The organism is Variovorax sp. 10N432 (assembly GCF_056394465.1).
In genome coordinates, this window is the sequence record NZ_JBFTHX010000006.1 from 196,185 (window position 1) to 208,832 (window position 12,648).

General features: G+C 66.6%; 12 protein-coding genes. 5 read left to right on the plus strand and 7 right to left on the minus strand.

The features are described from left to right. Nucleotides 1-20 precede the first annotated feature (20 nt). The 4 genes from AC1DF3_RS10040 to AC1DF3_RS10055 all read right to left on the minus strand — a co-directional run bounded on the left by AC1DF3_RS10040 (nt 21) and on the right by AC1DF3_RS10055 (nt 5,137). The gene (locus tag AC1DF3_RS10040) at nt 21-791 is read right to left on the minus strand and encodes an MgtC/SapB family protein (protein WP_478139545.1); all 771 of its coding nucleotides are present in this window, start codon (nt 789-791) and stop codon (nt 21-23) included. Nucleotides 792-951: 160 nt separating this feature from the next. Then, nucleotides 952-1,470 (minus strand): low affinity iron permease family protein, encoded by a 519-nt coding sequence (locus AC1DF3_RS10045; RefSeq protein WP_286531330.1) that lies wholly within the window; start codon nt 1,468-1,470, stop codon nt 952-954. 181 nt (nt 1,471-1,651) lie between these two features. Further along, nucleotides 1,652-4,312, minus strand: coding sequence for an excinuclease ABC subunit UvrA (locus tag AC1DF3_RS10050; protein WP_478139546.1), 2,661 nt, complete (start codon nt 4,310-4,312; stop codon nt 1,652-1,654). A gap of 33 nt (nt 4,313-4,345) precedes the next feature. After that, complete coding sequence (locus AC1DF3_RS10055; RefSeq protein ID WP_478139547.1) at nt 4,346-5,137, minus strand: DUF72 domain-containing protein; 792 nt, start codon at nt 5,135-5,137, stop codon at nt 4,346-4,348. Nucleotides 5,138-5,250: 113 nt separating this feature from the next. Between AC1DF3_RS10055 and AC1DF3_RS10060 the strand changes: the two genes are divergently transcribed. Next, nucleotides 5,251-6,204 (plus strand): extracellular catalytic domain type 1 short-chain-length polyhydroxyalkanoate depolymerase, encoded by a 954-nt coding sequence (locus AC1DF3_RS10060; RefSeq protein WP_478139548.1) that lies wholly within the window; start codon nt 5,251-5,253, stop codon nt 6,202-6,204. 52 nt (nt 6,205-6,256) lie between these two features. On the opposite strand, the gene AC1DF3_RS10065 is transcribed toward AC1DF3_RS10060, so the two are convergent. Beyond that, entirely contained in the window at nt 6,257-6,751 is a 495-nt protein-coding gene (locus AC1DF3_RS10065; protein ID WP_286531193.1) for a hemerythrin domain-containing protein, read from the minus strand. A gap of 221 nt (nt 6,752-6,972) precedes the next feature. On the opposite strand from AC1DF3_RS10065, the gene ku reads away from it, so the two are divergent. Next, on the plus strand, nt 6,973-7,875 hold the full coding sequence (ku, locus tag AC1DF3_RS10070; RefSeq protein ID WP_478139549.1) for a non-homologous end joining protein Ku: 903 nt from the start codon (nt 6,973-6,975) through the stop codon (nt 7,873-7,875). A gap of 12 nt (nt 7,876-7,887) precedes the next feature. On the opposite strand, the gene AC1DF3_RS10075 is transcribed toward ku, so the two are convergent. Continuing rightward, nucleotides 7,888-8,088 carry a hypothetical protein gene (locus AC1DF3_RS10075; protein ID WP_301810422.1) on the minus strand — a complete coding sequence of 67 codons (201 nt, stop codon included), beginning with the start codon at nt 8,086-8,088 and terminating at the stop codon, nt 7,888-7,890. A 180-nt stretch (nt 8,089-8,268) separates the two neighbouring features. Continuing rightward, nucleotides 8,269-8,637, minus strand: coding sequence for a hypothetical protein (locus AC1DF3_RS10080; protein ID WP_478139550.1), 369 nt, complete (start codon nt 8,635-8,637; stop codon nt 8,269-8,271). A gap of 241 nt (nt 8,638-8,878) precedes the next feature. Between AC1DF3_RS10080 and AC1DF3_RS10085 the strand changes: the two genes are divergently transcribed. From AC1DF3_RS10085 to AC1DF3_RS10095, 3 genes are all read left to right on the plus strand, one after another. Next, nucleotides 8,879-10,306 (plus strand): serine/threonine protein kinase, encoded by a 1,428-nt coding sequence (locus tag AC1DF3_RS10085; RefSeq protein WP_478139551.1) that lies wholly within the window; start codon nt 8,879-8,881, stop codon nt 10,304-10,306. Next, nucleotides 10,297-11,496 carry an OmpA family protein gene (locus AC1DF3_RS10090; RefSeq protein ID WP_478139552.1) on the plus strand — a complete coding sequence of 400 codons (1,200 nt, stop codon included), beginning with the start codon at nt 10,297-10,299 and terminating at the stop codon, nt 11,494-11,496. Before AC1DF3_RS10085 ends, AC1DF3_RS10090 begins: the two co-directional genes overlap by 10 nt. Nucleotides 11,497-11,643: 147 nt before the next feature. Then, a complete protein-coding gene (locus AC1DF3_RS10095; RefSeq protein ID WP_478139553.1) occupies nt 11,644-12,621 on the plus strand; it encodes a ferritin-like domain-containing protein in 978 nt (325 codons plus the stop codon). Nucleotides 12,622-12,648 lie beyond the last annotated feature (27 nt).

The following is a 12,648-nucleotide window of genomic DNA, read 5'->3' on the forward strand; positions in this document are numbered from 1 at the left end:
GACGCCGGGATCGCGAGCGTTCATGCCCGGCTCGAGTGCGTCAAGGTGAATCCCTCGACATGCGCGAGTTGGGACAGCTCGTCCCCTATGGTGCTCAGGGCGCTGGTTCGCGCGCTCGAGCTCGCGAAGATCAGGCACTGGATTTCGAATTGGGTGCCGTCGAAACTGATGGCGACGCTCTCGGGAGGGATCTGAAGTCCGCGCTTGACCAGGAAGTGATGGACCTCCTCGGGACTCGGTTTGTGTCCCTTGCTGAATCGAAATGTCCCTGTCATCGCCGCGTGGGCGGGCAGGCGCTGCTCGATCCGCGGCACGACGGCCGTGCAGATCACGAACAGCGCCGTCAATCCAATGGCCGGCACGTAGAACCCCACCCCCACCAGGATGCCGATCGCAGAAGAACCCCAGATGGATGCCGCGGTCGTCAGTCCACGCACGTTGTGACCGCTCTTGACAATCAGGCCCGCGCCCAGAAACCCGATGCCCGTGAGGACGGCGCCGATGACCTTCGTCGGATCGGCCGCGATCGGGATGGTCTCGCTCCCCCAGTACCACATCGTCGGGTAGCCGGCCAGCAAGGTGACCGCGCAGGAGGTGGCGCAGACCAGGCAATAGACCTGGCTGCCCGCGGCGCGCCCGCTGAAATAGCGCTCGTAGCCGACAAACCACCCGAGCATCAGGGCAGCGGCCATGTTGAAGACCATCCACATGCCCACACCATGCCAGCTGTTGATCACGCCAAGTTGGAACACGTCGCCTCCTGTCGCATGAAGGCAGCGGACCAGGGTCATTCATCTGCGGGCCTGTCGTCGAGCGAGATTGCTTCGCGAACAGACCAGCCGACTCTAGGAAATCCACTGCCGATCGACAAGGCGATGAAGCGCAAAAAGCTATTTCGACTGCCTCAATAGCGGCGCAGTCGGCCGCGTGCCCAGGGCCCTTCCGGCAGGCTCAAGACGTCTCGACAAGACCCTCGGCTGGGGCAGTTCGCGGGTGATGCGCGCCAGCGCGACGATCGGTAGGCATTCCTTCTTCATCGATGGAATGCGTTTCCTTTCCTCTTCCACCATCCTTGGCACGAGCGGCCAGGCGAACGTAGAACTCCGCGACCTCCCGCAAGTCCTGTTCGTCCAGGTCTTCGATGCCGATCATGCGATTGCTCGCCTGCTTGCTCGCCGCCAGGAGCTCGTTGAGCTTCAGGTGCAATGCGATGCTGTCCTTGTTCTGGCTTTGCTGAATCATGAACACCATCAGGAACGTGACGATGGTGGTGCCCGTGTTGATGACGAGCTGCCAGTTCTCCGAGTAGTCGAACAAGTGCCCGACCGCGGCCCAGACAACGACGGAGGCCAGGGCAAGCGCAAACGCCACAGGCGACCCGGCCCATCGGGTGACCCGCGAAGCGAAGCGGTCGAAGGCGGTAAAGAGGACGGAACGGCTGGCGTACGCCGACGTATTGGTCGTCGGCATCGAGCCCAGCGAGTCGTCCGGCGTCTCTGTCAGTTCTGGGGGCACGGCACTCTCCTTTCCAGGTTCCCGTCACGAAGCCATGAGCTTCATGGCGCCTTGGAAGTACGCGTGTCGGCAGCTTGTTGCCAACAACGTAGGCGCGCGCCCCACCGTCGCATCGGTGCACCGCCAAAAGCGCCGATCAGGGCAATCTCGGCGCGTGGATCGACCGGGCGCCCACCAAGGACGCGAGGTAGCGCCCCGTGAGGCTTCCCGCCGCAGCCGCCACGCCTGCCGGCGTCCCGGACACCACGATGCGTCCGCCTTCGTGACCGGCACCCGGTCCCATGTCGATGACCCAATCGCATCCCGCCACCACGCGCATGTCGTGCTCGACCAGGACCACCGTGTTGCCCGCGTCGACCAGGCCGTTGAGTTGCACCATGAGCTTGTCGACATCGGCGGGGTGAAGTCCGGTGGTGGGCTCGTCGAGCACATAGAGCCCGTTGCCGCGTTGGGCGCGCTGCAGTTCGGCGGCGAGCTTGATGCGTTGGGCCTCGCCGCCCGAGAGCTCCGTGGCGGGCTGGCCCAGGCGCAGGTACCCGAGGCCGATGGCCTGCAGGAACAGCAGCGGGCGTTCGACCACGGGCTCGCCGTCGAAGAACCGGACGGCCTCGTCGACGGTCATCCCGAGCACGTCGGCGATGTTTTTCCCGCGCCAGCGGATGGCCAGCGTCTTCTCGTTGTAGCGTGCGCCGTGGCAAGTCGGGCAGGGCGCGTAAACGCTGGGCATGAACAGCAGTTCGACGCTGACGAAGCCCTCGCCCTCGCAGGTGTCGCAGCGCCCCTTGGCCACGTTGAACGAGAAGCGGCCGGCGTCGAATCGCCGCGCCCGCGCCGCGGGGGTCGCGGCGAACAGCTTGCGAACATGATCGAAGAGTCCCGTATAGGTCGCGAGGTTCGACCGTGGCGTGCGGCCGATCGGCTTCTGGTCGACGTGCACCAGCCGCCGCAGCGATTCCGCGCCGCTGGCGATATGGCCCCTGACCCGGTCCTTGGTTGTCGATTCGAGGCCGGCTTCGTCGTCGTCCTGCGGCAGCTCGTGACCCAGGTGCGTCGAAATGATTTCCGTCAGCGCGCGCGTGACCAGGCTCGACTTGCCGGAGCCCGAGACACCAGTGACCCCCGTGAGAACACCGAGCGGGAACTCGACTTCGAGGTGGTCCAGGTTGTTGCAGCTCACATGCGAAAGCGCGAGCCAGCCGTGCGGCTCTCGCGGCCTTCGGGCCGGCAACGCGTCGGTTTCGAACAGGTAGCGCGCCGTGTGCGACCCCTCGATCGCGCGCAGGCCTTCGGGCGGGCCGCTGAACAGGATCCGGCCCCCATGTTCTCCGGCGTCGGGCCCGACATCGACGATCCAGTCCGCGCGCCGCATGATGCCGAGATCGTGCTCCACGACGAACAGCGAGTTCCCGGCGCTCTTGAGGCGGACCAGTGCGGCCAGTAGGGCTTCGCCGTCGGCCGGGTGCAAGCCGGCGGACGGCTCGTCGAGGACGTAGACCACGCCGAAGAGGTTGGAACGGATCTGGGTGGCCAGCCGCAATCTCTGGAGCTCCCCGGGTGACAGCGTCGGCGCGATGCGGTCGAGCGAGAGATAGCCGAGCCCGAGGTCGAGCAGCGTGGCGACACGTTCGAGGACGTCGTGGGCGATACGTTGGGCCGCGATTCTCTTTTCTTCCGAAAGGGCCGGCGTCCGGCGCACATCGGGGGCGGCAAGATGGGCCGACCCGCCGGCCGCCACGCGCCTGGCCGTGTCGCGCCTGGCTGCGGCACGGGTCAGGACCGTCGCATCGGTGGCTTTCGAGAAGAAGCCGCTTGCTGCGGGCTCCAGCACTCGCGCCAGGTCCGCGAGGGGCATGGCCGACAGCGCGCCGATGTCGTGGCCGGCAAAGGTCACGGACAGCGACTCGCGCTTCAGTCGCCGCCCTTTGCAGTCCGGACAAATGCTGGGCGCCATGAAGCGCGCCACGCGCTTCTTCATGAGTTCGCTGCGGGTGGTCGCAAAGGTGTGGAGCACGTACCTGCGCGCGCCGGTGAACGTGCCCTGGTAGCTCGGCTCCATCCTGCTGCGCAATGCGGCCCGAGTCTCGGCCGGCGTGAAGCCGGCGTAGACGGGAACGGTTGGCTGTTCCTCGGTGAACAGGATCCAGTTGCGCACCTTCTTGGGCAGGTCACGCCACGGCGTGTCGACGTCGTGGCCCAGCGTCACGAGGATGTCGCGCAGGTTCTGCCCATGCCATGCCGGCGGCCATGCGGCGACGGCGCGCTGGCGGATGGTGAGCGAGTCGTCCGGCACCATCGAGCGTTCCGTCACCTCGTAGGTCAGACCGAGTCCGTGACAGGTGGGGCACGCGCCCTGCACCGTGTTGGGCGAGAAATCTTCCGCGAACAGCATCGGCTGGCGCGGCGGATAGGTGCCGGCTCGGGAATAGAGCATGCGCAGCGAACTGGAGATCGTCGTCACGCTGCCGACGGACGAGCGGCTGCCGGGTGTGCCGCGTTGCTGCTGCAATGCCACGGCTGGTGGCAGTCCCGTGATCGAATCGAAGTCCGGCGCGCCGGCCTGGTCGATCAAGCGGCGCGCGTAGGGCGCTACCGATTCGAGGTAGCGCCGCTGCGCTTCCGCATAGAGCGTCCCGAAGGCGAGGGAGGATTTTCCCGAGCCGGATACGCCGCTGAACACGACCAGCGCATCTCGCGGCACGTCGACGTCCACGCTCTTCAAATTGTGTTCACGCGCGCCGCGCACACGGACGAAAGAATCCCGACGTGCGTCCAAATCGCCGACTTGGGGTTTGTTCATGATGCGAATCTGCTGGCAGCCTGCTGGGGCTGTTCAAGAAAGAGCCGGATTCGGAGGCTGCTCCAAGGCGGCTTTGAGCCGAAGCGCGTCCCCCACCGCCGCGCCACCGGCGGTGTTGTCGAAGATACACCAGCAGTGCCTGGCGGCGCTCGCGGCCTCGCGCAGGCGCAACGCGAGCGCTGCCAGCAGGGCATCGTCGTATCGGGACCAGTACACCCGGGGCGAGCCATGAAGCCGGAGATAGATGGTTTCGTGCCATCCGCCAGGGGCGACGCCCGGATCGTGGCGAACGGGGTCGGCCAGCACGCGCGCGAACTCGAATCTCGCCAGCAGGGCGTCCGCCTCGGGCGTGAACCAGCTTGCGTGGCGTGGCTCGACCGCGACCGCGCCGTCGAATCGTCGGCGCATCCGGCTCGCGAAACGATCGACAAGCCGTGCTTCGAAGGCGAGGCTGGGCGGCAGCTGCACGAGCAGCCATCGCAGCTTCGCGCCCAGCCCTTGCGCTTCATCGAGAAATGCTTCGAAGAGCGGCAGTGCGGCGGAGGCCAGTCGCGAGTCGTGGGTGACAGTCTTGGGAACCTTCACGCTGAAAGCAAAGGTGGCGGGCGTGCTGGACGACCAGCGCTCGTAGGTCTGTCGGCGGTGCGGCCTGTGGAACGAGCTGTTGATCTCGACGGCATTGAAGCGGGTGGCATAGCGCGCCAGCTGTGATTCGGCTGCGTCGAAACGGTCGCGGACAGCGCCGGGCAGGCTCCAGCCGGCGCAGCCGATGTGCACGACGCCCTCCGCATCCGCATGCATCCGGGGTTCGACGGGTTCGATCATGAGGCGCCTTCGGCATCCTGGATGGCCGGTCCTTCGTCGAGGCACGCCGCGGCGCATGCGCCTACCCGTGTCGGCGACATGAGATCACCGGGCGCCGCCGCGCATCTGGCCCGATGGCTTCCATGCAAAGAGATTTCCTGGCGTTCAATCCCTTCGTTGCCTGGTTCGACTCGGCCTTCGAGTTGGGCGCGTCGTTCATCGCACCCGCGCCCGGGGGGACGTCCGTCTTTTCTCCGATGACCGAGCGGCAGGATGGCCATGGCCTCTTCGTCCCGGCCAGCGCTCCCCGAACCGGAGCGCCCATGGTGGTGATGCTCCATGGCGCGGGGCAGGACCCGGAAGACTTCGCCGCCGGAACGGCGATGAACACTGCCGCCGAGCGAGACGGTTTCGTCGTTCTCTATCCTGCCCAGAGTCCGCGCCAGAACGCGCATCGCTGCTGGAACTGGTTCGATGTTGCCCATCAGACACGCGCCAGTGGCGAGCCCGCCCGAATCGCTGCGCTGACGCTGGAAGTCGCGCGGGACCGGCAGATCGATCCCGATCGCATCTACGTCGCGGGCCTGTCCGCTGGCGGCGCCATGGCGGCCTTGCTTGGTGAACTGTTTCCTGATGTCTTCGCCGCGGTCGGCGTTCACTCGGGCCTGCCTGCGCGCGCGGCGCGCGATCTCTCCTCGGGCCTGGCTGCGATGCGGGGCAACGCGCGCGCCGACGTTGCGCCGAGCCGGGTCCCGACGATCGTCTTTCACGGCGACAAGGATATGGTGGTCAGTCCGTTGAACGGGGTGCAGGTCATCGAGGCATCCGTTGGAAGGGGCTGCGCGAGCAAGTCTGTGGAGCAACTCGGTTCCGACGGCCGGCGCGTCACACGTGTCGACTATCTCGGCACGGACGGCTGCGTGTGCGGCGAGCACTGGACGCTGCATGAAGCGGGTCATGCATGGTCCGGAGGCGACAAGGCCGGATCCTGCGCCGATCCACTCGGCCCTGCCGCCAGCGAAGAAATGCTCCGATTCTTCAGGTCGCATCGGCGGACGCGCGCACGGCGCGTCCGGGCAGGTCGCTGAGGCTGGAAGGGCGTTGGCCCGGGCCAATCGCCCCACTCCCTTTCGCCTCGTCTCAGGCGGTCGATCCTGCGAGCTCAGACATGAGCTCTTCCTTGCGGATCTCCAGCTGCTCGCGCAGGGCCACCAGGTCAAGGCCGCGTGCTGCTCGGGCCTTGACAAACATTTCATTGCGTTCCTCCTTGACATGGTGGTCGATGTACTCGCCGAGCACGATGACCTTGGCATCGAACATGTCATCGACATCCGCAGCCTCCTCGATCTGGGCGATCAGGTCCTTGGCGCTGGCATGCTCCACCTCGGCCTCGTCGAGCAGGTCGGTCTCCTTGATGGCTTCGCGAAGAGCAGGGTAGAAGATTTCTTCTTCGATCTGGGCATGGACTGTCAGCTCCATGCAAATTTCATTGGCGAGTTCGCGCTTCTTTTGTGGTGCGCCAGCGGCCTTCGACTTGGTGAGTTCCTCGTAGGCCTTGAACATCTTCTTCACCTTGCGATGGTCGGCATCCAGCAGCGAGCATGCATCGGGTTCGGCGCGTTTGGTGGTGGGCATCTATGGCTCCGGTTGGGTTGCGGGGAAAGGTACCGTGCGGCCCGGCCAGGATGGCGCACGTAGGATTTGGCCGCAGGTTCTTGACGGAGCTACCGAGCGGGAGGCCGATGTGCCTGAGTCGGTTGCCAAGGTTGACAGGAACAGCCGCCAAGCGCCTACGCGGCTTCGTCCACCTGGGGGCCAGACTGGCGATCAGCGATTGCATGACAAGGACGACCACCATGGCCACTGGCAGCAGAACACTCTGGAAGGGCGCCATCAGCTTCGGCTTGGTGCACATCCCGGTCGGACTCCACACGGCGACGACCGAGCAGGGCGTGGACTTCGACTGGCTCGACAAGCGCAGCATGGACCCGGTGGGTTACAGGCGCATCAACAAGAAGACGGGCAAGGAGATCGCCAAGGAGAACATCGTCAAAGGGGTCGAGTACGAGGACGGCAAGTACGTGGTCATCTCGCCCGAAGAGATCGCAGCCGCATACCCCCGCACGATGCAGACCATCGAGATTCAGCGCTTCATCGAGGCGAACGAGATTCCTTTCGTGTATCTCGAACGCCCGTACTACGTTGCCCCGATCAACAAGGGGCAAAAAGTGTATGCGCTGTTGCGCGAGACGCTCGTGAAGACCGGCAAGGTGGGACTGGCCAAGGTGGTCATCGCCACCAGGCAGCACCTCGCCGTGCTCGTGCCCTCTGGCGCTGCGCTGGTGCTGAACCTCCTGCGCTCGGGCGACGAGGTGAAATCGCTTGCGGGGCTCGACCTGCCCGCCGAGGGCGTCAAGGGCGCGAAGCTCACTCCGGCCGAGATGAAGATGGCCGAGCAACTTGTCGGCGAGATGACCGGTCGGTGGGAACCGCAGGACTTCAAGGACGAGTTCAAGCACGAGGTGATGAAGATCGTCGACAAGAAGGTCAAGGCGGGCGACACGGAGACGGTGATTCAGCCCGAAGAAGAGCCCGCTCAGGAGAACGCGAACGTGATCGACCTCACGGCGCTGCTGCAGCGCAGTCTGAAGGGCGCCAAGAGCGCTCCCAGGTCGGAGCCGGCGAAGAAGTCCAAGGCCCGGACCCGCGCCAAGACGGCGGCCAAGGCCCCCGCGAAAGCGACGCGCAAGGCCGCGTGACCTCGGTTCCTGCTACTTCTTGTCGCCCCGGGCCGCGATGTGCTCGACGTACAGTGCCGCCACGGCGTCGGACCATTCCTCGATGGCCTGGCGCCGCGCCGAGGGTCCGTCCCGCCTGCGGGGCAGCACGGGCGTCGGACGAACCGGCGGGAAATCCGGAACGGTCGTGCCTGCCCTGCGCAGGATGGCTTCTTTTTGGTCGATGGTGAGCATGTCTGTGCAACTCCAGCTGACGGCTGCCTTCGCGGGAAGCGCGGCTTCTGACGGCATGCTTGCATTGGCGCGCAAAGCGCACGCGAACGGGGTGCGCGGCCTTCGTCAGTGCGCGTCGGTCCGGACGACGCGTGCTTGCAGGCGGAAGGGCCGCGAAGGGGCGTCAGTAGCGGGCAGCGATCATTTCGCCGGGCTCGGCTTGCGAGGCACGTACACGGTCCTGGTGTAGTCCTCCTGGCCTGCCGGGTCCGGCGTGGGTGCCACTGGCGCGACGAAGTTGGCGAAGACCTCGTCGTCGAAGGACTGCTGCCGCCTGATCGGGGCGGCCGCGTGCCGCTCCTTCGACGAAGCGCGCAGGCGCGCGAGATCGGTCCTGAGTTCTTCGAGCGAGCGCATGTTGCCGGCAGCGGCACCGGCCTGGGGCGGCTCGACCTCCTGACCAGTGCGGGGAGCCTGCGCCGGCGTCGAGGCGGGCGCGCTTGAAGAAGACAGGCGGTCCATCCATGAACGAAACGCGCAGCCCCAATGGGCGAGAAATCGAGAAAACATGTGTCGCCTGAGAGTCTGCTGGTGGGATGTGGAATATGCGGCCGCAGGCACGCGGAAGTTTTCGGTTGAAAGCTGCAGCGCGGGTCGGACCAGTCCTACACGGCGCCATTCGTCGCCGCCGCGCGCCCAAAGGAGCCCCGAACTTCGACTCATTCGTGCGATATGCACGCATGGATGGCGTCATGCCGTGCCAGACTCGTGGACACGGTGCGCGGTCTTGCGCCACGGTCGAGACTCCTCAATGAAAACCCAATCGATGGCGGCAGAGAAGACCGTTCCCTACATCAGACCCGCCAATGCGGCCGACAGCGCGCCCAACGATTCACATGCCGGCTACCTGGGCGCGATCCATGCGCTGCCCGAGGGCACCGAGATCGAGGGGTTCCGGATCCTGCGTCAGATCGGCGAAGGCGGATTCGGCATCGTCTACCTGGCCTGGGATCTCGCGCTCGAGCGCCATGTGGCGATCAAGGAATACATGCCGTCCTCGCTGGCGGTGCGCGGCGCCGTGTCGCTCGAGGTGTCGATGCGGTCCGAGCAGCACCGCGAGACCTTCGCCGCAGGCTTGAAGAGCTTCATCAATGAAGCACGGCTGCTCGCCCGCTTCGATCACCCGGCGCTCGTGAAGGTGCTCCGATACTGGGCGGCCAACGGCACGGCCTACATGGCGATGCCGTACTACGAAGGCCCGACCCTCAAGACGGCGCTGGCGCAACTTGGAACGCGACCACCCGAATCGCTGTTGCGCGAATGGCTTCACCCGCTGCTCGACGCGCTGAGCGTGATGCATCGAGAGCAGTGCTATCACCGGGACATCTCGCCCGACAACATCCTCCTCACCGCCGCCGGTCCGCTGCTGCTCGACTTCGGCGCCGCGCGCCATGTGATCAACGACCGGACACAGGTGCTGACCACGATGCTCAAACCGGGCTTCGCGCCGGTCGAGCAGTACGGCGGAACCATGCTGCAAGGCGCCTGGACCGATCTCTATGCGCTGGCGGGCGTGCTTCACTACGCCATCACCGGCCGGCCGCCGATCGCCTCGGTGGTGCGGGTGGTCAAGGATCCGGTGCAGCCGCTCGCGCTGACCCATGCAGGACGCTACAGCCCTGCCTTTCTGCATGCCATCGATGCGGCACTGGCGGTTCGCCCGGAGTCGAGGCCGCAGGATGTGGCCGAGTTCCAGGCGCTCCTCGATGCCGAGCCGAAGCAGGGCGCCTCGCGCCGCCCTTCCACACGGCACGCGCTGATCTCGCTCCTGGTGTGCGCCGCCGCCGGAGGAGCCTTGTGGTTGGGCGGGCGGGCGTCCAACGTTGCCGGGCCAGTTCCTTCTGAAGTCCCTGTTGTCATCGAGCGGGGGCCGGTAGATCCGGTCGCGCCTTCCACGCCGGCACCCGTCCCGGTCGTCGATGCGCCGGCCGCGACGCCAGACCCGCAACCGCCGGCGCGTGCCGCAACGCGCAAGGCTGCGCCGGCCCTGTCCACCCGGGGGGCCGCGGACACGATCAGGGATTCCGAGAAAAACCGCACAGTTTCCGAGGACCAGCCCACTGCTGCGTCCTACACCCCGTCGGGCCGACCACCTAGATGCAGCGATCTCGTTTTGAAGTCTTCTCTGGAACCACTCAATCCCGAAGAAGCTGCATTTCTGAAGTCCCGATGCAAATAGACCGCCGCGCGAATTTCCATGAACATTTCCTCCGTCTGCTCTTCGGCGCCTTCCTATCGATCGGCCTGACCGGTTGCGCCACGCCACAACGCAGCGACCCGCCACAACCCTTCGACCAGGCGGTCGCCACGGTGACCGATGCCCTGCTGAAGCAGGCCGGGCCCAGCCAGGGCTTGCTGCCATTCGGACCGGCGCAGCCGAACAAGCAGGTCATCGTGCTCGATCCGACGCTCGACGCCGGAAGCGGCCAGCAGACCGCCGGTACGCAGCGTCTGGACCGCGGCATCGCTGCCCACGCGGCCGTGAACTTCAAGCAGATCGAGACGCTCGCATTCAAGGCAGCGAACCTTCCGCGTGCCCAGTACCTTCTTGCCGGCACGCTGGCGCGCGAAGACGCCGGCCTGCGCATCAGCCTCGCCCTGGTGGACCTGAAGGACAGCACCGTGGCCGCCCAGGCCTCCACGCTGGCGCGGACGAACGATGTCGACATGACTCCGCTGGCTTACGACCGCGACAGTCCAGTGCTGTTGAAGGACGAGGTTGTCGAGGGCCTGGTGCGGACCAGCCGCGCGGCCCGCGGCGAGAAGGCCGATGCGGTCTATCTCGCGCACATGGCGACCGGCACCGTGATCCACGACGCCAACCAGCTCTACAACGCGGGTCAGTACCGCGAGGCGCTCGCCCAGTACCGCCGTGCCTCGGCGACACCGGGCGGTGACCAGATCCGGGTGCTCAACGGCATCTACCTCACGACCCTCAAGCTCGGGCAGTCGGCGGAGGCCGAGGACGCATTCGGACGCGTGGCGGCCTACGGGATCGCGCACAACCAGCTCGGGGTGAAGTTTCTCTTCAACCCCGGCACGACCGCCTTCTGGTCGGACCCCAAGGTCACGAGCGCATACCGCATGTGGCTGCGACAGATCGCCAGGCAGGGCGGCAGCTCCCGGGTCTGCATGGCCATCATCGGCCACTCGAGCAAGACCGGGCCCGAAGAGGTGAACGATTCGCTGTCGCTGCGGCGCGCGCAGTACATCAGGCAACGGCTGGTCGCGGAATCCGCCCAGCTGGCCGACCGGACGCGGGCCGAGGGCCAGGGCTCGCGCCACAACCTGGTCGGCAGCGGCACCGACGACGTGGTGAACGCCCTCGACCGGCGCGTCGAGTTCTCCATCGTCGAGTGCGGCGCCTAGCGCGCGCGGGTCGTCGAGGTCTTGGCTGACAACCACTCCACGCTTGCGATGACCTGCAAGCGCCCGCCGCCTGCCTACGGTGCTCCTCGAAGCGCTTCGACGGAGCGCTCCCAACCCTGCCCGATGCGGGCAATACAAGGAGATGACATGGCAACAGATGACGGCCAACTCGGCAATGGCGTTCCCAATCGAGACCCGATCACCGGCGCACCCGGCGCCCATCCCGTGGGCACCGGCCTTGGCGCGGCGGGCGGCGGCCTGGCCGGCGCAGCAGCCGGCTCGCTCGCAGGTCCGATCGGGACGGTGGTGGGCCTGGTGGCCGGTGCCGTCGTCGGCGGGCTGGGCGGCAAGGCCGCGGCCGAAGGCGTCAACCCGACCGCCGAGGATGCGTATTGGCGGGAGAACCACGGCCGCCAGCCCTACGTGGCTGTGGACCGAAGCTACGACGACTACGCGCCGGCCTACGAGATGGGCTGGTCCGGCCGCAGCACCCGCGGCACCGATTTCGAAACCGCAGAGCCGCTGCTCGCGTCCGAATGGGAAACCAGGCGTGGCGCGTCGGACCTCGCATGGGCGGATGCCCGGCCGGCGACCCGGGCCGCCTGGGAGCGCGCCGACGAGGTCTACTACGCGAAGCAGGCCAATGGCAGCGACATCGTGAGCCACGAAGACCTGTCGAACGACGACGTGGTCGACATCCTGAACGACCTGCTGGAGAACGCGCGCGACGGCGAATACGGATTCAAGACCTGTGCCGAGCAAGTCGAGAGCGCAGCAGCCAAGCAGCTCTTCGCCAGCCGCGCCGAAGGCTGCCGGCAGGCGGGCGAGGAGTTGGTGCAACTCGTGCGTGCCTACGGCGGCGAACCGGCGTCTGGAGGCACCGCGGCCGGTGCGATGCATCGGGGTTGGGTGCAAGTCAAGGGAAGCGTCGGTGCAGACAACGAGCTGTCGATTCTCGAGTCCTGCGAGCGCGGCGAGGACAGCGCGGTGGCCCGCTATCGGAAGGCCCTGAAGCAGAGCCTGCCGGCCGATGTGCGCGTCGTCGTTCAGCGGCAGGCCGATGGTGCGCAGCGCAACCACGACCAGATCCGCGACCTGAGAAACGCGGCACGCGCGCGCGGCTGAGCGCCCGCTGCGTGGGTGTGCGCTCGG